This is a genomic window from Pollutimonas rozaliensis, from assembly GCF_048751585.1.
Classification (GTDB): domain Bacteria; phylum Pseudomonadota; class Gammaproteobacteria; order Burkholderiales; family Burkholderiaceae_B.
This window is the reverse complement of record NZ_JAZHOB010000003.1, coordinates 425,592-444,245: the sequence shown is the minus strand read 5'-3', so window position 1 is coordinate 444,245 and position 18,654 is coordinate 425,592. Positions and strand designations below refer to the sequence as shown.

At 58.6% G+C, this 18,654-nt stretch carries 21 protein-coding genes and 1 pseudogene; 18 read left to right on the top strand and 4 right to left on the bottom strand.

What is annotated here, in order from left to right:
• The first annotated feature begins 45 nt into the window (after positions 1–45).
• Positions 46–612 carry a recombinase family protein gene (locus V0R37_RS08070; RefSeq protein ID WP_420374025.1) on the top strand — a complete coding sequence of 189 codons (567 nt, stop codon included), beginning with the start codon at positions 46–48 and terminating at the stop codon, positions 610–612.
• Positions 613–657: 45 nt separating this feature from the next.
• Here V0R37_RS08070 and V0R37_RS08065 read toward each other — a convergent pair whose 3' ends face one another.
• The gene (locus tag V0R37_RS08065) at positions 658–1,317 is read right to left on the bottom strand and encodes an ArsR/SmtB family transcription factor (protein WP_420374024.1); all 660 of its coding nucleotides are present in this window, start codon (positions 1,315–1,317) and stop codon (positions 658–660) included.
• Between the two features lie 115 nt (positions 1,318–1,432).
• Here V0R37_RS08065 and V0R37_RS08060 point away from each other — a divergent pair, with 115 nt between their 5' ends.
• The 6 genes from V0R37_RS08060 (at position 1,433) to V0R37_RS08035 (ending at position 7,394) form a co-directional block, all read left to right on the top strand.
• The gene (locus tag V0R37_RS08060; RefSeq protein ID WP_420374023.1) at positions 1,433–1,786 is read left to right on the top strand and encodes a DsrE/DsrF/TusD sulfur relay family protein; all 354 of its coding nucleotides are present in this window, start codon (positions 1,433–1,435) and stop codon (positions 1,784–1,786) included.
• A gap of 9 nt (positions 1,787–1,795) precedes the next feature.
• Positions 1,796–2,539 carry an MBL fold metallo-hydrolase gene (locus V0R37_RS08055; protein ID WP_420374022.1) on the top strand — a complete coding sequence of 248 codons (744 nt, stop codon included), beginning with the start codon at positions 1,796–1,798 and terminating at the stop codon, positions 2,537–2,539.
• A 14-nt stretch (positions 2,540–2,553) separates the two neighbouring features.
• Positions 2,554–3,798, top strand: a complete 1,245-nt coding sequence (locus V0R37_RS08050) for an MFS transporter (RefSeq protein ID WP_420374047.1) — start codon at positions 2,554–2,556, stop codon at positions 3,796–3,798.
• Positions 3,799–3,890: 92 nt separating this feature from the next.
• Positions 3,891–6,857, top strand: a complete 2,967-nt coding sequence (locus V0R37_RS08045; RefSeq protein ID WP_420374021.1) for a Tn3 family transposase — start codon at positions 3,891–3,893, stop codon at positions 6,855–6,857.
• A gap of 70 nt (positions 6,858–6,927) precedes the next feature.
• Positions 6,928–7,158, top strand: a complete 231-nt coding sequence (locus V0R37_RS08040) for a heavy-metal-associated domain-containing protein (protein WP_041296491.1) — start codon at positions 6,928–6,930, stop codon at positions 7,156–7,158.
• 38 nt (positions 7,159–7,196) lie between these two features.
• Positions 7,197–7,394: a hypothetical protein gene (locus tag V0R37_RS08035; RefSeq protein ID WP_041296490.1), complete on the top strand. Its 198-nt coding sequence runs from the start codon at positions 7,197–7,199 to the stop codon at positions 7,392–7,394.
• A gap of 722 nt (positions 7,395–8,116) precedes the next feature.
• On the opposite strand, the gene merR is transcribed toward V0R37_RS08035, so the two are convergent.
• Complete coding sequence (merR, locus tag V0R37_RS08030; protein ID WP_012079607.1) at positions 8,117–8,551, bottom strand: mercury resistance transcriptional regulator MerR; 435 nt, start codon at positions 8,549–8,551, stop codon at positions 8,117–8,119.
• A 92-nt stretch (positions 8,552–8,643) separates the two neighbouring features.
• On the opposite strand from merR, the gene merB reads away from it, so the two are divergent.
• From merB to V0R37_RS07975, 10 genes and pseudogenes are all read left to right on the top strand, one after another.
• Positions 8,644–9,303, top strand: coding sequence for an organomercurial lyase (gene merB / locus V0R37_RS08025; RefSeq protein WP_012079606.1), 660 nt, complete (start codon positions 8,644–8,646; stop codon positions 9,301–9,303).
• A 164-nt stretch (positions 9,304–9,467) separates the two neighbouring features.
• Positions 9,468–9,818: a mercuric ion transporter MerT gene (gene merT, locus V0R37_RS08020; protein ID WP_012079605.1), complete on the top strand. Its 351-nt coding sequence runs from the start codon at positions 9,468–9,470 to the stop codon at positions 9,816–9,818.
• 13 nt (positions 9,819–9,831) lie between these two features.
• Positions 9,832–10,107 (top strand): mercury resistance system periplasmic binding protein MerP, encoded by a 276-nt coding sequence (merP, locus tag V0R37_RS08015; RefSeq protein ID WP_004178136.1) that lies wholly within the window; start codon positions 9,832–9,834, stop codon positions 10,105–10,107.
• A 27-nt stretch (positions 10,108–10,134) separates the two neighbouring features.
• Positions 10,135–10,560: an organomercurial transporter MerC gene (merC, locus tag V0R37_RS08010; RefSeq protein ID WP_000522996.1), complete on the top strand. Its 426-nt coding sequence runs from the start codon at positions 10,135–10,137 to the stop codon at positions 10,558–10,560.
• A 38-nt stretch (positions 10,561–10,598) separates the two neighbouring features.
• On the top strand, positions 10,599–12,284 hold the full coding sequence (merA, locus tag V0R37_RS08005) for a mercury(II) reductase (RefSeq protein ID WP_012079604.1): 1,686 nt from the start codon (positions 10,599–10,601) through the stop codon (positions 12,282–12,284).
• Between the two features lie 17 nt (positions 12,285–12,301).
• Positions 12,302–12,667, top strand: a complete 366-nt coding sequence (gene merD, locus V0R37_RS08000) for a mercury resistance co-regulator MerD (RefSeq protein ID WP_012079603.1) — start codon at positions 12,302–12,304, stop codon at positions 12,665–12,667.
• A complete protein-coding gene (merE, locus tag V0R37_RS07995; protein ID WP_012079602.1) occupies positions 12,664–12,900 on the top strand; it encodes a broad-spectrum mercury transporter MerE in 237 nt (78 codons plus the stop codon). Before merD ends, merE begins: the two co-directional genes overlap by 4 nt.
• Positions 12,901–13,114: 214 nt before the next feature.
• The gene (locus V0R37_RS07990) at positions 13,115–13,345 is read left to right on the top strand and encodes a DUF3330 domain-containing protein (RefSeq protein ID WP_230089599.1); all 231 of its coding nucleotides are present in this window, start codon (positions 13,115–13,117) and stop codon (positions 13,343–13,345) included.
• Positions 13,346–13,644: 299 nt separating this feature from the next.
• A complete protein-coding gene (locus V0R37_RS07980; protein ID WP_012079600.1) occupies positions 13,645–16,617 on the top strand; it encodes a Tn3 family transposase in 2,973 nt (990 codons plus the stop codon).
• Positions 16,618–16,673: 56 nt separating this feature from the next.
• Positions 16,674–16,910, top strand: a pseudogene (locus V0R37_RS07975) (manganese efflux pump); the annotation flags it as partial.
• 32 nt (positions 16,911–16,942) lie between these two features.
• Here V0R37_RS07975 and dmeF read toward each other — a convergent pair.
• Entirely contained in the window at positions 16,943–17,875 is a 933-nt protein-coding gene (gene dmeF, locus V0R37_RS07970) for a CDF family Co(II)/Ni(II) efflux transporter DmeF (RefSeq protein ID WP_420374020.1), read from the bottom strand.
• Positions 17,876–17,944: 69 nt separating this feature from the next.
• Between dmeF and V0R37_RS07965 the strand changes: the two genes are divergently transcribed.
• Positions 17,945–18,220, top strand: coding sequence for a metal/formaldehyde-sensitive transcriptional repressor (locus tag V0R37_RS07965; RefSeq protein WP_420374019.1), 276 nt, complete (start codon positions 17,945–17,947; stop codon positions 18,218–18,220).
• A 24-nt stretch (positions 18,221–18,244) separates the two neighbouring features.
• Here V0R37_RS07965 and V0R37_RS23390 read toward each other — a convergent pair whose 3' ends face one another.
• On the bottom strand, positions 18,245–18,583 hold the full coding sequence (locus V0R37_RS23390; RefSeq protein ID WP_489685798.1) for a four-helix bundle copper-binding protein: 339 nt from the start codon (positions 18,581–18,583) through the stop codon (positions 18,245–18,247).
• Positions 18,584–18,654: the final 71 nt, after the last annotated feature.

Below are 18,654 nucleotides of genomic sequence, written 5' to 3'. Positions count from 1 at the left end.
TCTGAAAATGACATTTACTGACACATATTGTTAAGGAGGCATGTTTTGCGAGGTCAACGCATCGGCTATGTCCGGGTCAGCAGTTTCGACCAGAATCCAGAGCGTCAGCTCGATCAGGTCCAAGTGGACAAGCTGTTCACCGACAAAGCCTCGGGCAAAGACACACAGCGGCCGCAGCTCGACGCCTTGCTGTCGTTCGCCCGCGAAGGCGACACTGTGGTCGTGCACAGCATGGACCGTCTGGCCCGCAACCTGGACGATCTGCGCCGGCTGGTGCAGACGTTGACCAAGCGTGGGATACGAATCGAATTCGTCAAGGAATGCCTGAGCTTCACCGGCGAAGACTCGCCAATGGCGAACCTGCTGCTGTCGGTGATGGGAGCGTTCGCGGAGTTCGAGCGGGCGCTGATCGGCGAGCGGCAGCGCGAAGGGATCGCATTGGCCAAGCAGCGCGGTGCGTACCGAGGTCGGAAGAAAGCCTTGGTAGGCGACCAGGTTGTCGAACTGCACCGCCGCGCAGGTTCTGGCGAGACAAAAGCCGCGCTCGCGCGGGAATTCGGCATCAGTCGCGAGACCCTGTATCAATACTTGAAGGTGGCGCCAGCGGCTTAACCCGGTCTTCGGACCACTGTGCATTACATATGCAGCGAGATCGCGTCAACTATTCCACTCAACGACGCCCTCGCGCATTTGTAGCGCATCGATCCCTTGGTCGCGCAGCAGCCTGACTGCATCGGACGACATCAAGCAGAATGGACCGCGACAATAAGCGATCACAGGCCGGTCCTTCGGCAATTCGGCCAGGCGGTTCCTCAGTTCAGCCAGCGGCATCGAGCGTGCAAACGGCACGTGGCCAACCGCGTATTCCTCGCCCGGACGCACGTCAATCACGATCACTTCGCCGGATTTCGCCTTGTTCAGCAGTTCGTCGCGGCTATTGCCGACCCACTCATGGGTGGCAGCAGAAAGCTGACGCAGCGCATCCTGCAATTCAAACAATCGGTCCTCAGCGAGAAGCCGAAGCGTCACCCATAGCTGTCCCACCTCGGCGCTGGCCAGCCGGTAGATGATGTACTTCCCCTGCCGTTCAGCTTCGACAAGGCGCGCGGACTTCAATTCTTTCAAGTGCGCGCTGACCAGCTTTGCACTAATGCCCGCTTCCAGCGCCAAGGCCTCAACGGTCTTAGGGGACTGCCCCAGCAATTCGATCAGCTCTAGACGCTTCGGGCTGGCCGATGCCCTGGCGATACGTGCTACTTGCTCGTACAGGGCGTCCTTGATGGTTCTATTCGTTGTCATAGGCAGGAGTGTCAGCATTTCGTAGTCCCAGGTCAAGGCCACCGGCAATTTAGTCTTGCAGGAATGGCAAAGATCAATTAGATTCCAATGATCGTTAGATTGTTGGTTCTTTCACTTTACGAGGCAAATTCCAATGCAGGCACTGTTCATTCTGAACGTCGCGCCATACGGCAGCGAGCTCACCCACAACGGCTTGCGGCTGGCCGCAGCACTGGCCAAGCGTGGACACAATACGGTGCGCATCTACCTGATGGGCGACGCGGTTGGCACCGCAAAAAGCGGACCGAAGTTGTCGGAAGGGCAGCCCAACCTGCAAACAATACTGGGGCGGATTGGCACCACCAGCCAAGACAACATCGGCGTATGCGGTGGCTGCATGGATGCACGTGCGTTGCAGGACGGCGAACTGATCGACGGGGCACATCGCGGCACGATCGAGCAACTGGCGGATTGGTCCGAATGGGCGGACAAGGTTTTCGTATTTTAGGAGGTTGCAATGTTTTTCAAACAAAGAACAAATGACGACGCCTCGATCTCGTACTTCTTCGGTTGCGGGGGGCAAGGCAAGGGCATTGCGCTCGACGTGCTGGCCGGTGACGAAGCATGGTATATGGACCAGGCACGCAAGCTGAATGTTGAAATCGCCTATGTGTTCGATTCACATATCCACGCCGACCACCTGTCCGGCGGCCGAATGCTTGCCGAACTGAGCGGCGCGGCATACTCGCTACACGAAAGCAATATCGGCAAGACCGCATTCCCGTTCACGCCGGTAAAGGACAAACAAGTAATTGATGCGGGCAATACGCGCATCCAGGTCCTGCATACGCCGGGACACACGGAAGATAGCATTTGCTTACTGGTCTCGGATCGCCGCCGCGCGGAAGCACCATGGTTCATCCTGACCGGTGACACACTGTTCGTCGGTTCGGTCGGCCGTCCGGATCTCGCGGGACGCGAACAAGAAATGGCGGCCAAGCTCTGGCATAGCCTGCATGACCTGTTGCTGAACTTGCCGAATGAGCTGGAAGTTTTTCCAGGGCACCAAGCAGGAAGCGCATGCGGCGCAGACATCTCGGGAAAGCCGTCGTCAACGGTCGGCTTCGAAAAGCACTGGAATTCATTGCTATCCCTAGAGAAGGAGGCATTTATAACGACTCTCACGTCCACGATCCTACCGCGCCCCGCCGAGATGGAACGGTTTGTCGCCGCCAATCTCGGCCAATTTGAGTTTGTATGAGCATGGACCCGGTGATGCCATCGGCGGCGCATTCCCCGGCCGCCATTGGCCTACGACTCGGACTGCGCGCGAACTGGCGCCAATTCAGCTTGCTTGTAGTCGTCAACGCATTTGTCGGCGCCATGGTCGGGATGGAGCGCAGCATCTTACCCGCCATTGCCGAACAGGAATTCAAGCTGGTCGCCCACATGGCGATCCTGGCGTTCATAGTCGTCTTCGGTGTTGCCAAGGCCATCACTAACTATTTCGCCGGCCGTTTTTCCGACGCCTACGGACGCAAAGTAGTGCTGGTGATTGGCTGGCTGATCGCCACGCCCGTTCCCTTTTTGCTGATGTGGGCCCCGTCATGGAACTGGATCTTACTGGCCAACGTTTTTCTCGGCGTAAGCCAGGGGCTGACCTGGTCGACCACGGTAATCATGAAGATCGATCTCGCCGGTCCCAAAAATCGGGGCACGGCGATGGGCATCAATGAATTCGCGGGATATTTCGCCGTCGGCGCAGCGGCGCTGGCGACCGGCTGGATTGCCGCCCATTATGGCCTGCGGCCGCAGCCATTCTACCTTGGCGTGGCGTTTGCAATGATCGGCTTACTGCTTTCGGTTTTAGTCGTGCGCGAGACGCGCGGCCACGCACAACTGGAGGCCGCAATGGCCTCGACACGCGGTGCGGCCATCGTGCCGTCGCAACGCGCTATCTTCTGGCAGACCAGCGTACGCGACCCCAACTTGTCGTCGATTAGTCAGGCCGGACTTGTGAATAATCTCAACGACGGCATGGCGTGGGGGTTGTTCCCCTTTGTGTTCGCCGGCGCTGGCATGACCCTAACCCAAATCGGAACCCTTGCCGCGATCTACCCTACCGTATGGGGAGTGTGTCAACTCTTCACCGGCGCGCTGTCGGATCGGATTGGTCGTAAGGGATTGATCGTGGTGGGGATGTGGGTGCAGGCAGCCGGCATCGCCATTATCGCGATCCAGTCTTCGTTCGAATGGTATGCGACGGGCGCCGTGCTGTTGGGGCTCGGTACCGCCATGGTCTATCCGACGCTACTCGCGGCCATCGGCGACGTGGTCAACCCGGCCTGGCGCGCTTCGACCGTCGGCGTCTACCGTTTTTGGCGGGATCTCGGCTACGCCATCGGGGCCTTACTGGCGGGCGTTGTGGCCGACCTGTACGGTGTGGTCAGCGCGGTATGGCTAGTCGCAGCAATCACGTTCCTGTCGGGCGTGATCGTCGCAGTTCGAATGCGCCGTTGACTCTCCATTATGCTATAACGCGCGGCTAGTCGCATGGCTGCACAAGGGGCCAGAAATGACCAGCCATTGCCACCAGCGAGACACTGAATCGAATGCCACGCCGCTCACTACTTTCTGAAACCGAACGCGCCAGTTTACAAATTCTGCCCCAAAGTCAGGATGACCTGATTCAGCAATACAGCTTCACGGATGCCGACTTGGCGTTGATCCGGCAACGTCGTGGCGCCGCCAACCGCCTCGGCTTCGCGGTGCAGATGTGTTTGCTGCGCTACCCTGGTTATGCGCTGTCAAGCGACACCGCGTTGCCCGAGCCGGTGCTCCACTGGATCGCCAAGCAGGTGCGCAGCGACGCTGGGGCTTGGCATGAATACGGCGAGCGGGAAAAAACGCGCAATGAACACCTGCACGAGCTGCGCGCCTACCTGGGGCTGTCGGCGTTCGGGCTGCCGGACTTCCGTAAGCTGGTGCACAGCCTGGCCGACCTCGCGATGCAAACGGACAAGGCCATGGTGCTCGCCGCTCACTCCCTTGAAACGCTACGCCAGAAGCGGATCATCCTGCCAGCGTTGACCGTCATCGAGCGGGCCTGTGCCGAGGCCGTGACGCGGGCTAACCGGCGTATCTACCGCGCGCTGATTGACCCGCTGGAGCGCCACCACAAGCGGTCCCTGGACAATCTGCTCAACGTGGCACCTGACATGAGTATCACCTGGCTCGTGTGGCTGCGCCAATCGCCGCTCAAGCCCAATTCCCGTTACATGCGCGAACACATCGAACGGCTCAAGGTGTTTCAGTCGCTGGCCTTGCCTGAGGGGCTTGGCCGCCAGATCCACCAGAACCGGCTGCTGAAAATGGCTCGCGAGGGTGCGCAGATGACACCGCGTGACTTGGCGAAGTTCGAGGATGAGCGCCGCTATGCGACATTGGCTGCACTGGCGATCGAGGGCATGGCCACCGTGACGGACGAACTGGTCGACCTGCACGACAGAATCATGATCAGACTGTTCAGCGCGGCCAAAAACAAGCATCAGCAGGACTTCCAGAAGCAGGGCAAGGCCATCAACGACAAGGTTCGCCTGTACAGCCGAATCGGCCGCGCTCTTGTCGAGGCCAAGGAATCCTGCATGGATCCGTATGCCGCGATCGAAGCCGTGCTGCCGTGGACCGACTTCACCCAAAGCGTGACCGAGGCCGCAGAGCTGGCCCAGCCCGAGACGTTCGACCACCTGCACCTTGTGGGAGAGCAGTACAGCACCCTGAGGCGCTATACGCCCGAGTTTCTGGACGTGATCAGGCTGAAAGCCGCGCCGGCCGCGCAAGCAGTGCTTGATGCAATCGACGTCCTCCGCGAGATGAATATGACCGGGGCGCGCAAGGTGCCCGACGATGCGCCGATCACATTCGTCAAAGCGCGCTGGAAGCCGCTGGTCATCACCGACGATGGGCTTGACCGCCGTTTCTACGAAATCTGCGTGCTGTCGGAGCTAAAGAACTCGCTGCGGTCCGGCGATATCTGGGTGCAGGGCTCGCGCCAGTTCCGCGACTTCGAGGAATACCTGCTGCCTACGGAAAAATTCGGCGCCATGAAAACGGCGCGCGAGTTGCCGATCGCGGTCAACCAGGACTGCGACCAGTACCTGCACGACCGCTTGCTGCTGCTCGAACAACAGCTGGCCACCGTCAATCGGCTCGCGCTGACGAACGAACTGCCCGATGCGATGATTACTGAGACAGGACTGAGGATCAGTCCGCAGGATGCCGTGGTGCCTGACGAGGCCCAGGCGCTGATCGACTTCGCCAGCAGCTTGCTTCCCCGGGTCAAGATCACCGAACTGCTGATGGACGTGGACGACTGGACCGGATTCACGCGCCACTTCGTTCACCTCAAGAGCGGGGAGCAGGCCAAGGACCGGACATTCCTCATGTCCGCGATCCTGGCCGACGCCATCAACCTCGGTCTGACCAAAATGGCGGAATCGAGTCCTGGCGCCACTTACGCAAAACTGTCCTGGTTGCAGGCCTGGCACATCCGGGACGAAACCTATTCTGCCGGCCTGGCTGAACTGGTCAACGCCCAGTTCAAGCACACATTCGCCGCGCACTGGGGGGACGGCACAACGTCGTCGTCGGACGGCCAGCGCTTCCGCGCGGCCGGTCGGGCCGAAAGCACAGGCCACATCAACCCCAAGTACGGCGCCGAACCTGGCAAGCTGTTCTACACTCACATTTCCGACCAGTACGCGCCGTTCAGCACCAGGGTTGTCAACGTCGGCGTGCGCGACTCGACCTATGTGCTCGACGGCCTGCTGTACCATGAATCAGACCTGCGCATTGAGGAGCACTACACCGACACAGCCGGTTTCACCGACCATGTGTTCGCACTGATGCACCTCCTGGGCTTCCGCTTCGCGCCGCGCATCCGCGATCTGGGCGACACCAAGCTATACGTGCCGGGCAAGGTGGGCGATCACCCGGCCTTGCGGTCGATGATTGGCGGCAGTCTGAACATCAAGCATCTACGCGCACACTGGGACGACGTGCTCCGCCTGGCCGCCTCGATCAAGCACGGTACAGTCACCGCGTCGCTTATGCTGCGCAAGCTGGGCAGCTACCCGCGCCAGAACGGCCTTGCGATCGCGCTTCGCGAGTTGGGGCGGATCGAGCGCACGCTATTCATCCTGGACTGGCTCCAGAACGTCGAACTGCGCCGGCGCGTGCATGCGGGCCTGAACAAGGGAGAGGCGCGCAACGCACTGGCCAGAGCGGTCTTCATTCATCGGTTGGGTGAGATCCGCGACCGGACATTCGAGCAGCAGCGGTACCGCGCCAGCGGCCTGAACCTGGTGACGGCCGCCATAGTTCTGTGGAATACGGTGTACCTGGAGCGGGCGACACAGGCTTTGCGCGAGTCTGGCAAGCTGCCCGACGCCGGTATGCTGCAATTCCTGTCTCCGTTGGGCTGGGAGCACATCAACCTGACCGGAGATTACGTCTGGAGGCAGAGCAAGGCGGTCGACGAGGGCAAATATCGGGCGTTGCGGGATTTCAAGAATCGGTAATAGGCTTAGCGCCCGATTTTTTCCGTTTTCCCTATTCGCCCCATATTTACTACAATGAAAGGAGCATGACATGGTGATCAAAATTGATTTTACGGTGATTGGCGAAGAAAAAATGCACTGCGCAGGTTGCGAGTCGCGCGTGCGTCTTGCCCTTTCGCGGCTGGCAGGCGTCCAAGAGGTTCTGGCGAATGCGAAAACCCAGCATATAGCGGTCGTCATCAATCCTGACCAAGTCACAACCGAGGAAGTGCAGGCGCAGCTAAAGGATGCGGGATTTGAGGCCGCTGTCTCAACTCTCTAACGCCAAGGACGAAAGGTGTCTGAGGAAATGGTGGAAAAATGAGCAGGAAGAAACGTACTCTAGATGATGACGTATTGGCGGCATTTAAACGGGCATGTCACGAGGAAGACTGGCAGATTGCCGAGCATTTGCTCCAGGCGCTCGAGATACTGGCATGCCGAACGGACGACGAAGACGACCTACAGCGTGCTTATCTGGAGTTCACCCGCTCACTCAGCGGCAGGCCATTGCACTAACATCTTTGAGGCATTAAATGGGAGCACCAAACACAAAAATATAGCTTGCCGCTGGGATACTCGCAGTGGTCAAGGCGACGCCGCCGGATTTCCCTCTGCGGCATGGTACGGCCGTTCTCGACTCTGTTCTGACTTGCCCGAAATGTGGCTTTTCGAGGATGGAGGCAATGCCAGTCAATGCATGTTCGTTTTGCAACGAAAATCACAATCAAGCGGAAATAGCATTAATGGCGGCGATGCTCCGTTCGCGCCATCTCAATCATCTCGGCTAAGCATGGCGTCAAATTGCCTGATGACTTCTGCCGGCAGCGGATCGGCCAATGTACGAAAGTAGCGCTCATTGACTTGGTTCCGGATCCGAAATCCGGTTCTATTTAATCGGCTGAACGCTGACAACTCGTACTACCGCGCAAATGTCCTTGCTGTCCACCGACGCGAAAAACTGGCAACGCCAAGCGGAAGAAGTTAACCGCATGGTCGTAAAAATACAAGATGCGCAAAAACCGATGCGATCACGACGCAAACGGAAGGCAGAATAGGCAATCCAGCGTCTTGTTCAACTTTACCCTGCGAATCGATTAATGCTAAAAACAATATAAAAATCGCCTTCCTTATTACTTTTATGCTTATGCGTCATTACTGGCTTTTAATCCGGCTTACTCCCTATAGGGGCAGCTCACAAAACGGAAAAAATCGTACGCTAAGCCGCAGTCGCCTCTCGACTACGTCACGGTGGCACTACGAGGTTCTTTCTTCCCTTGCAGAGACGCAATCAGCGGGCAGGAAACATTCCCCTTCCGCGCATGGCAGGCGCACACCAGATCAGACAGCACGGCCTCCATGCGCGCCAAGTCAGCCATTTTCTCGCGCACGTCCTTAAGCTTGTGCTCGGCCAGGTTACTGGCTTCCTCGCAATGGGTGCCATCCTCCAGCCTCAACAGCTCGGCGATTTCATCCAGACTGAAACCCAGCCGCTGGGCTGATTTCACGAACCGCACTCGCGTCACATCCGCCTCGCCATAGCGGCGGATGCTGCCATAGGGCTTGTCCGGCTCCGGCAACAAGCCCTTGCGCTGATAGAACCGGATGGTCTCCACGCTGACCCCGGCCGCCTTGGCGAAAATGCCGATAGTCAGCTTCTCCACATTGTTTCTCATATCGCTTGACTCCGTACATAACTACGGAAATAAGCTTAAACCATTTGGAACACGTTCGCCATTGCTCTTTTCTAAGTCGAGGAACCAAGAATATGAATATATCGACCGAATCGCGACTGGGACTCAAAGCGGCGGTGACGTGTGCGCAGCAGAAGCTGGCGTACGCGTTTCCGTTGCAGGCACGGATCGAAGACGCGCATCCCACGCTGCAGTCGACCTATGCCAGGATTCTCGGTCATTGGATACACGAAGCAGCACCGCCTGCAGCGAGGATCTTCCCACAGGCGGTGCTCGACGCGCTGTGCGCGATGGACGCCATCGCCATCGGCGAGCAAGGCATCGGCTGCTATCCCTTCAGCGCTCGCCAGACTGAAATCCACGTTCATTTCGCAGGCAAGAGTGTCCATGCCATGTGCGCGATCGATGCGCTCGCGATTCCACGCATGGTGCGGCAAGCCGCGCGCATCACAGCCCGGTGCGTGGTTTGCCGCTGCCACCTCGCCTGCTCGCTGGCGGCGAACGGCAGTGTGGAGAAGGAACATCAGAATCCGGAGGCCGCACGCGTCGTCTGGGAATCTGGTGCGGGAGAAGGACAAGCATGCTGCAACAGCCTATGCGTCAATATCAATTTTGTCTGCCGGCATTGCACGACTTCCCCTGGCGCACTCATCTTTTCTTTGCCACAAGCGGCTGCCATGGGTAATGCCTTTTTCTCGTTCCAAAGGAGGCTGCTTGGCCACTATTCCACATGACGAGGCATGCGAGCGGCTATCTGTGCCCGATGCGCGAAGGATGGCGGGGTGCGTTTTCGCTGCTGTGCGTACAGCACGAAAAATGTTTCGCATATGACTTGACTCTGTACCTGACTACGGAAGTAAGCTTAGTCTACCCAATTTAGATTCGAAAGGACAAGCGCATGTCTGAACCACAAAACGGGCGCGGCGCGCTCTTCGCCGGCGGGCTGGCCGCCATTCTCGCTTCGACCTGCTGCCTCGGCCCGCTGGTCTTGGTCGCGTTGGGGTTCAGCGGGGCATGGATCGGCAACCTGACAGTGTTGGAGCCGTATCGCCCGATTTTCATCGGTGCAGCGTTGGTGGCGCTGTTCTTCGCCTGGCGGCGCATCTACCGCCCGGCGCAAGCCTGCAAGCCGGGCGAGGTGTGCGCGATTCCGCAAGTGCGCACCACCTACAAGCTCATTTTCTGGTTCGTCGCCGTGTTGGTCTTGGTCGCGCTTGGTTTTCCCTACGTCATGCCATTTTTCTACTAATCAGGAGTTCATCATGAAAAAGCTGTTTGCCTCCCTCGCTCTCGCCGCTTTCGTTGCCCCCGTGTTCGCCGCCACTCAGACCGTCACGCTGTCCGTGCCTGGCATGACCTGCGCCTCTTGCCCGATCACTGTCAAGCACGCGCTTTCCAAGGTTGAGGGCGTGAGCAAGACCGACGTAAGTTTCGACAAGCGCCAGGCCGTCGTCACCTTCGACGATGCCAAGACCAACGTCCAGAAGTTGACCAAGGCGACCGAGGACGCGGGCTATCCGTCCAGCCTCAAACGCTGATCCGTTAACCGAACTCGGGAGCGACACATGGGACTCATCACGCGCATCGCTGGCAAAACCGGCGCGCTCGGCAGCGTCGTTTCCGCGATGGGCTGCGCCGCCTGTTTTCCTGCCATCGCCAGCTTTGGCGCGGCCATCGGACTGGGCTTCTTGAGCCAGTACGAGGGGCTATTCATTGGCATCCTGCTGCCGATGTTCGCCGGCATCGCGTTACTCGCCAATGCTATCGCTTGGCTCAATCATCGACAGTGGCGACGCACGGCGCTCGGCACGATAGGCCCGATCTTGGTGCTGGCAGCGGTGTTTTTAATGCGGGCTTACGGCTGGCAGAGCGGTGGACTGCTCTATGTCGGCCTGGCCTTGATGGTTGGGGTGTCGGTCTGGGATTTCATCTCGCCAGCACATCGCCGCTGCGGGCCGGACAGCTGTGAATTGCCAGAACAACGTGGCTGACGGCAACAGCCGTAGCCACCACAGAAAAGGAAAAATACATGACCACCCTGAAAATCACCGGGATGACCTGCGACTCGTGCGCGGCTCACGTCAAGGAAGCCTTGGAGAAAGTGCCCGGCGTGCAATCGGCGCTGGTGTCCTATCCGAAGGGCACAGCGCAACTCGCCATTGAGGCGGGCACGTCATCGGATGCGCTGACTACCGCCGTGGCCGGACTGGGCTACGAGGCAACGCTTGCCGATGCGCCACCGACGGACAACCGCGCCGGCCTGCTCGACAAGATGCGCGGCTGGATAGGGGCCGCTGATAAGCCCAGTGGCAACGAACGCCCGTTGCAGGTCGTCGTCATTGGTAGCGGTGGCGCGGCAATGGCGGCAGCACTGAAGGCCGTCGAGCAAGGCGCGCACGTCTCGCTGATCGAGCGCGGCACCATCGGCGGCACCTGCGTCAACGTCGGCTGCGTGCCGTCCAAGATCATGATTCGCGCCGCCCACATCGCCCATTTACGTCGGGAAAGTCCGTTCGACGGCGGTATCGCGGCGACTGTGCCTGCGATTGACCGCAGCAAACTACTGGCCCAACAGCAGGCGCGCGTCGATGAACTGCGCCATGCCAAGTACGAAGGCATTCTGGACGGCAACCCGGCCATCACCGTTGTACATGGTGAGGCGCGTTTCAAGGATGAGCAGAGCCTGGTCGTCCGTTTAAACGATGGTGGCGAGCGCGTGGTAGCTTTCGACCGCTGCTTAGTCGCCACGGGTGCCAGCCCGGCCGTGCCGCCGATTCCGGGCCTGAAAGAGTCACCCTACTGGACTTCCACCGAGGCCCTGGTCAGCGACACCCTTCCCGAACGCCTAGCCGTGATCGGCTCGTCGGTGGTCGCGCTGGAACTGGCGCAAGCCTTCGCCCGGCTGGGCAGCCAGGTCACGATCCTAGCTCGCAACACGCTGTTCTTCCGCGACGACCCGTCCATCGGCGAGGCCGTCACAGCGGCCTTCCGTGCCGAAGGGATCAAGGTACTGGAACACACGCAAGCCAGCCAGGTCGCGCATGTGAACGGCGAATTCGTGCTGACCACGGGACACGGTGAAGTACGTGCCGACAAGCTGCTGGTCGCTACCGGACGGACACCGAACACGCGCAGCCTGGCACTCGACGCGGCGGGGGTCACCGTCAATGCGCAGGGTGCCATCGTCATCGACAAGGGCATGCGCACCAGCACGCCGCACATTTATGCGGCTGGCGACTGCACCGACCAGCCGCAGTTCGTCTATGTGGCGGCAGCGGCCGGCACCCGTGCCGCGATCAACATGACCGGAGGGGATGCTGCCATCAATCTAACCGCGATGCCGGCCGTGGTGTTCACCGATCCGCAAGTAGCAACCGTGGGCTACAGCGAAGCGGAAGCGCATCACGACGGGATCGAAACCGACAGTCGCACGCTCACGCTCGACAACGTGCCGCGTGCGCTTGCCAACTTCGACACACGCGGCTTTATCAAGCTGGTCATCGAGGAAGGTAGCGGACGGCTCATCGGCGTGCAGGTCGTCGCCCCGGAAGCCGGCGAATTGATCCAGACGGCTGTTCTCGCCATTCGCAACCGCATGACGGTGCAGGAACTGGCCGACCAGTTGTTCCCCTACCTGACGATGGTCGAGGGGTTGAAGCTCGCGGCGCAGACCTTCAGCAAGGACGTGAAGCAGCTTTCCTGCTGCGCCGGGTGAAGAAAAGGAGATGTTCGATGAACGCCTACACGGTATCCCGGTTGGCCCTTGATGCCGGGGTGAGTGTGCATATCGTGCGCGATTACCTGCTGCGTGGATTGCTGCGGCCAGTCGCCTGCACCACGGGTGGCTACGGCCTGTTCGATGACGCCGCCTTGCAGCGACTGTGCTTCGTGCGGGCCGCCTTCGAGGCGGGCATCGGTCTGGACGCGTTGGCGCGCCTGTACCGGGCGTTGGATGCTGCGGACGCCGATGAGGCGGCCGCGCAGCTTGCCGTGCTGCACCAGTTTGTCGAACGCCGGCGCGAAGCGTTGGCCGATCTGGAAATGCAGCTGGCCACCATGCCAAGCGCGCCGGCGCAGCACGCGGAGAGTCTGCCATGAACGGCCCCGAGCACTTGCCGACCGAGACACACAAGCCGTTTACCAGCTATCTGTGGGGCGCGCTGGCTGTGCTCACCTGTCCCTGCCATTTGCCTATTCTCGCCATTGTGCTCGCGGGCACGACGGCCGGCGCGTTCATCGGGGAACACTGGGGTATTGCGGCCCTCACGCTGACTGGCTTGTTTGTCCTGTCTGTGACGCGGCTGCTGCGGGCCTTCAGAGGTCAATCATGAGCGCTTCCCATCCGATTGAATGGACGGTGGCGCAACTGGTGCAAGCGGTTGTGCGCGGTCAGCTTGAATTGCACTACCAGCCGGTTGTCGATTTGCGCAGTGATCCAGCCAGTTGCGGCAAGCGGACTGCAACGCGGGACAAGGCTTCCTGTTCGCCAAGCCTATGCCGGCGGCGGCATTCGCCGCCTTTGTCAGTCAATGGAGGGCCGCGGCGATGAATGCAAATGATCCGACTGTCACCAGTTGCTGTGTGTGCTGCAAGGAAATTCCGCTCGATGCCGCTTTTACCCCGGAAGGCGCGGAGTACGTCAAACACTTCTGCGGGCTGGAGTGCTATCAGCGCTTCCAGGCGCGCGCCAAGGCAGCGAACGAAATCGGCACCGCCCCGAAGCCTGCGACTCGCTACCGTCAGACTGAAGCATCCCCTATCCTGATGTCAGGATAGGCCACTTTGCAACGTCAGAATAGAGTTAGCTTTCGTGTTTGGAGGCATCTTGCAGGATCAACGCATTGACTACGTCCGGGTCAGCAGCTTCGACCAGGACCCGGAACGGCAATTTGAGCATGTCGAAGTCGGCAGGGTGTTTACCACATGGCGTCGGGCAAGGACACCCAGCGGCCTGAACTCGATTCGCTGCTACGTACCGTTGTTGACCAAACAAAGCAGGGCCATTGACAAAATAGCCATCACAGTGCAATGTTTCGAATCCTCCAAAAGACATGACACACGATTGATCGATCACGATGAGTGGCGTCCATGAAACGGCCTATCCACGCTTAAAGCTTGAGTTCACAGAACGCGAGCTGATCGCCATTTACTCCCCAACGTCAGCCGAATTGAAATTCGTGGCCTCGCAATACCGTCAAGTCTCCCAGCAAGTATTTCTTCTCGTCCAACTGAAACTGCTCCAGCGCCTGGGCTATTTTGTGGCGTTGTCGAGCGTGCCGACGGTGATTGTCGAGCACATCTGTTCCCGCGCCCAGCTGCGCGTGCCGCGCAAGTCGGCAATGCTGAAATACGACCAGTCCGGCAGTCGCTACCGACATCACAAGTCCTTGCGTGAGTATGTTGGCATTCGTGTGCTCGACGCTGCGGGGGAGACCTGGCTGCGTGAACAGGCGTTGCAGGCGGCGCAAACCAAGCAGGAGCTGCCTGACATCATCAACGTACTGATCGAGGAACTGATTCAGCGTCGTTTTGAATTGCCGGGCTTTACCCAGCTATTCCGCCTGGCGCGCAACGCGCGGGCAACGGTCAACGATCGCATCTACAAGGCCGTCGTCGGCGCCTTGCCGGCCGAGGTGGTCGGACGGCTCGACCAACTCATGGAAACAGGCCCGACGCGTAGCTTGTGGGACAGCCTGAAACGCGAACCAAAACAGCCGAACGTGCGGGAAGTGGCCGATTTCCTGGTGCATATCGATACCATGATCGGGTTGGCCGAGGATTTACCGGACACCGACCATATTCCGGCTACCAAACGCGAACAGTTGGTGCTCGAAGCCAGGGCGCTCGACTTGGCCGAAATGCGGGCATTGAAGCCGCTGAAGCGCTACACGCTGGCGGTTCTGTTGATCCAAACGCAGTTGTGCAAGGCGATGGACGATATCGCCGAAATTTTCATCAAGTCCATACGCAGCATGCACAACGCGGCTGAGGAACGCTTGCGTCAGTATCACTTGCAGCAGTCCGATCAGGTTGAGCGCCTGATCGGACAGTTCCGCGAAGTGCTGACGGTATTGAGCGAAGACGGCACCGGCGACCAGCGCGTCGCCCGCATTGAGAAATCCCTGGATGGCGACATCGACGGTTGGATTAACGAGTGCGATGAGCATATGGCCTATGCGGGCAACAATTACTACCCGTTCATGTTGTCCGGTTACGCCGCCAAGCGCAGCCTGCTGTTCAAGTGCCTTGAAGCATTGACGCTGCGTTCAAGCTCACAGGATGACAGCGTGCTGCGGGTGATCGCCCTGGCTCAACGATATCGATCAAGCCATCGAGAGCAATTGTCCATTGCGGAGACAGGCCTCGACATTCTGACGCTCGACTGGATGCCGGAGAAATGGCGTAATCTGATATTCGGCAAGCGCCAAAGCACGCCGCCAACGCATTTCCATCGCAAATATTTCGAGCTGGCGGTATTTTCCGAGGTGATGGACGAATTGAAGTCCGGCGACCTGTACGTGGAGCATAGCGGCGATTATGATGATTATCGCAACCACCTGGTGAGTTGGGAAGAATACGACAAGGAAGTGGAGAACTACGGCGAGCTGGTCGGCCTACCGATGGAACCGAAAGCGTTCATTAGCAGCTTGAGCGAGCAGCTGAAAACCTTGTCCAGGGAGGTCGATAAGCGCTTCCCGGAAAACGGCAGCGTCGATATCGATGAAACGGGCCTGGTCATTCGGCGTGCGGAGCGGCAAAAGCCGCCGCCTGAGCTGGAAATGGTGGACGAAGCTATCCGGGCCCAGATGAACGATGTCAGCATCCTAGACGTGTTGACCGAGACGGAAAAATGGTTGGATTTGCACCGGCTGTTCGGCCCGCTGTCTGGATTTGAAACCAAGGTGGATGATCCACGCAAACGCTTTATCACGACGCTGTTTTGCTACGGCTGCAATTTAGGTCCAACCCAAACGGCGAAATCCGTCAAAGGCTTGAGCCGCAAGCAAGTGGCGTGGTTGAACCTCAAGCATGTCACCGAGCAGCGCCTGGACAAGGCAATCATGAAAGTCATCAATGCATACAATCGATTCGCGTTGCCGCGCTACTGGGGATCGGGCAAGAGTGCGTCGGCCGACGGCACCAAGTGGAATATGTACGAGCAGAATCTGCTTTCCGAGTACCACATCCGATACGGCGGTTATGGCGGCATCGGCTACTACCATGTGTCGGACAAATATATTGCACTATTCAGTCACTTCATTCCGTGCGGCGTCTACGAAGCGGTGTATATCCTCGACGGGCTGATCAACAATCAATCGGACATTCAACCTGACACTTTGCACGGCGATACGCAGGCGCAAAGCACTCCTGTCTTCGGGTTGGCTCACCTGTTGGGAATTAACCTGATGCCGCGCATCCGAAACATCAAGGATTTGCTCTTTTACAGAGCCGACCGGGGTGATCATTACGACCATATCGACAGCCTGTTCCGTGGCACCATCGATTGGGAGTTGATCGGCCGGCACATGAAAGACATGTTGCGAGTCGTCATTTCGATCAAGGCCGGCAAGATCGCACCATCGACCATTCTCCGCCGGCTGGGCACGGCCAGCCGCAAGAACAAGCTGTACTACGCGTTCCGCGAGCTGGGCAGGGTGGTACGAACGCAATTTCTGCTGAAATACATCAATGACGCGGAGCTGCGGAAAAGCATCCACGCGGCGACCAACAAGAGCGAAGAGTTCAACGATTTCGTGAAGTGGCTGTTTTTTGGCGGCGACGGCATCATCTCCGAGAACATCCGGCATGAGCAGCGCAAGGTCATCAAGTACAGCCACCTGGTGGCCAACATGGTCATCCTTCACAACGTCCACGGCATGTCGCGGGTGCTGAAGGATCTGCAGGCGAAGGGATATGTATTGACAGAGGAGATATTGCGCGGCACGGCACCATACCGGCGGGAGCATATCAATCGGTTTGGGGAATATCCGCTGGATCTCGATCGGGAGTTCGAACCAATCAATTACAAGTTAGATTTCGCCATATAAATCATCAAGTTAGATCACTTTTGGCGAAAAAAACCGTAATCCCGGCCGTCCCTCCTACAGGGTTCGCCACCAGCATTGACGCGATGGCCGTGGGCGTCAGCCTGGCTTTTATCGATAATAATATTCTGATAACGGCTGCGGTCATTGGCTTGGCGACGTTCCTGATGGTGACGCTGGGTGTCATGGTCGGCCGGTTGATTGGCAAGGTGGCCGGCAAATGGGCGGAGATTCTTGGCGGGCTGGCACTGGCTGGCGTCGGCACCGCCATTCTGTATGAACATCTGACCCTATAAAAGCCGCGAGCGGTCCGGGCTGCGCCGGGTCCTTATGTATGCAACTGGTTTATTTCCACGGTGATATGGACAAGTTCTTCATGAACGCTCAGTTGCCGCCGAATTTGGTCGGGCGTGATCGGACTCGACGTGGCGAGCGAGACGATGCACGCATATTGTCCTTTGCCGACCCTCCATACATGCAGGTCGGTGATCCGCACTGCGGGAGATTGACGCAAGACTTCGCGGATTTCGTTCACCACCGGAGCATCCATTTCCGCGTCCAACAGGACGCGCCCCGTCTCACGCAATAGCCCCCGCGCCCATAGGGTCACAAGGACCGCGCCTACAATCCCCATGACGGGATCGAGCCAGGCGGCACCCCAAAGCTTTCCTCCCAACAGCGCCACTATCGCCAGAACCGAAGTCGCCGCGTCGGTAATGACATGCAGATATGCTGAATGCAGGTTCAGATCGCGATGATGATGGTGCGCTGTCCCCTCTGCGGCGTGGTGTGCGTGATGATGTCCGTGATCTTCCCGCAGCAGCCATGCGCAAGCCAGGTTCACCACCAAGCCGGCGATGGCTATAGCGATCGCCTGGTTGTAGTGGATGTCGCTTGGAGAGAAAAGCCTTTCGACCGATTGGAAAAGCATTAAACCGGCCACGCCCAACAATATGATGGCGCTGGAGTATCCGCCTAGAATTTCGATCTTCCAGGTTCCAAAGGCGAAGCGGCCATCCCCTGCGTAGCGCCTGGCGGCGGCATAGGCAAGGACGGAGAGCCCAAGCGCCAGGGCGTGCGAGCTCATGTGCCAGCCATCGGCAAGGAGCGCCATGGAGTTGTACCACCAACCGCCTGCTATCTCGGCGATCATCATGGCTGCCGTCAACCATACAGCCCAGCGAGTCCTACGCTCGGCAACAGGATTTCCTTGATCAAATACGTGGGAATGCTGCCAACGATGGGCTGATGTGTGAATCATGGTGAAACTCTCGGGTTTATGTCGCTATATACTATACCCCAGTATCCTATTATTGAAAGTGAGATTCGAATGGCGCACACAGTCAAAGACAAGAACCGGCTCTTGGCACGGGTACAGCGCATTCATGGACAAACAGCGGCCCTGAAAGCAGCGATAGAAGCAGAGAACGAGTGTCTTGGCATCCTCCAGCAAATCGCAGCGATCCGCGGAGCGGTACATGGCCTGATGGTTCAGGTGCTGGAAGGCCAGATTCGCGAGCACATCGCCGCGGAGGGTTTGTCAGCGGCAGAGCGCGAACAGGAGGTCAGCCAACTGGCTGCCGTGCTGCGATCCTACCTGAAGTAAACATAGCCTTCGTATTACTTCCGCTCAGGCCGTTTGAGCCATTCGTTTGCACACCTCGGCACACTTTAAACAAGCCTCAGCGCAACGTTGGCAGTGGTCTGTTTGGTGCTTTGCGCATTCATCTGCGCATGCTTGGCAAACATCCGCACACAGCAGGCAAAGGACTGAAGCGAACTCGCTTTCCCTAGCCATATAACTGGCCGCCAGGCGACAAATTTGTGCGCAATCCATATCGAGCTTTATGCAGCGCGCCATGCTTTTGACATCTTGTTCCGCAAGACACGAAGCGGCACAGTGGTCGCATTCCGTAGCGCAGGCGTAACAAGCGTCGATGCACGATTGAAACTTTTTTTCATGAGGCATAGTGGTCTCCAACGAGGTTGTGCCGCAGGTAGTTGCGTGGTCCGCTTTGCGAAGCCACCGGCTTCCTCCAG

Excerpts from the sequence above, each read along its gene's own strand:
- merT (WP_012079605.1), top strand. The coding sequence starts at position 9,468 with ATGTCTGAACCACAAAACGGGCGCGGCGCGCTCTTCGCCGGCGGGCTG.
- V0R37_RS08065 (WP_420374024.1), bottom strand. The coding sequence starts at position 1,317 with ATGCTGACACTCCTGCCTATGACAACGAATAGAACCATCAAGGACGCC.
- V0R37_RS07990 (WP_230089599.1), top strand. The coding sequence starts at position 13,115 with ATGAATGCAAATGATCCGACTGTCACCAGTTGCTGTGTGTGCTGCAAG.
- V0R37_RS08060 (WP_420374023.1), top strand. The coding sequence starts at position 1,433 with ATGCAGGCACTGTTCATTCTGAACGTCGCGCCATACGGCAGCGAGCTC.
- V0R37_RS23390 (WP_489685798.1), bottom strand. The coding sequence starts at position 18,583 with ATGCCTCATGAAAAAAAGTTTCAATCGTGCATCGACGCTTGTTACGCC.
- merP (WP_004178136.1), top strand. The coding sequence starts at position 9,832 with ATGAAAAAGCTGTTTGCCTCCCTCGCTCTCGCCGCTTTCGTTGCCCCC.
- V0R37_RS08045 (WP_420374021.1), top strand. The coding sequence starts at position 3,891 with ATGCCACGCCGCTCACTACTTTCTGAAACCGAACGCGCCAGTTTACAA.
- V0R37_RS08040 (WP_041296491.1), top strand. The coding sequence starts at position 6,928 with ATGGTGATCAAAATTGATTTTACGGTGATTGGCGAAGAAAAAATGCAC.
- V0R37_RS07965 (WP_420374019.1), top strand. The coding sequence starts at position 17,945 with ATGGCGCACACAGTCAAAGACAAGAACCGGCTCTTGGCACGGGTACAG.
- merC (WP_000522996.1), top strand. The coding sequence starts at position 10,135 with ATGGGACTCATCACGCGCATCGCTGGCAAAACCGGCGCGCTCGGCAGC.
- merD (WP_012079603.1), top strand. The coding sequence starts at position 12,302 with ATGAACGCCTACACGGTATCCCGGTTGGCCCTTGATGCCGGGGTGAGT.
- V0R37_RS08055 (WP_420374022.1), top strand. The coding sequence starts at position 1,796 with ATGTTTTTCAAACAAAGAACAAATGACGACGCCTCGATCTCGTACTTC.
- merR (WP_012079607.1), bottom strand. The coding sequence starts at position 8,551 with ATGAGAAACAATGTGGAGAAGCTGACTATCGGCATTTTCGCCAAGGCG.
- merE (WP_012079602.1), top strand. The coding sequence starts at position 12,664 with ATGAACGGCCCCGAGCACTTGCCGACCGAGACACACAAGCCGTTTACC.
- dmeF (WP_420374020.1), bottom strand. The coding sequence starts at position 17,875 with ATGATTCACACATCAGCCCATCGTTGGCAGCATTCCCACGTATTTGAT.
- V0R37_RS08035 (WP_041296490.1), top strand. The coding sequence starts at position 7,197 with ATGAGCAGGAAGAAACGTACTCTAGATGATGACGTATTGGCGGCATTT.
- V0R37_RS07980 (WP_012079600.1), top strand. The coding sequence starts at position 13,645 with ATGAGTGGCGTCCATGAAACGGCCTATCCACGCTTAAAGCTTGAGTTC.
- merA (WP_012079604.1), top strand. The coding sequence starts at position 10,599 with ATGACCACCCTGAAAATCACCGGGATGACCTGCGACTCGTGCGCGGCT.
- V0R37_RS08050 (WP_420374047.1), top strand. The coding sequence starts at position 2,554 with ATGCCATCGGCGGCGCATTCCCCGGCCGCCATTGGCCTACGACTCGGA.
- merB (WP_012079606.1), top strand. The coding sequence starts at position 8,644 with ATGAATATATCGACCGAATCGCGACTGGGACTCAAAGCGGCGGTGACG.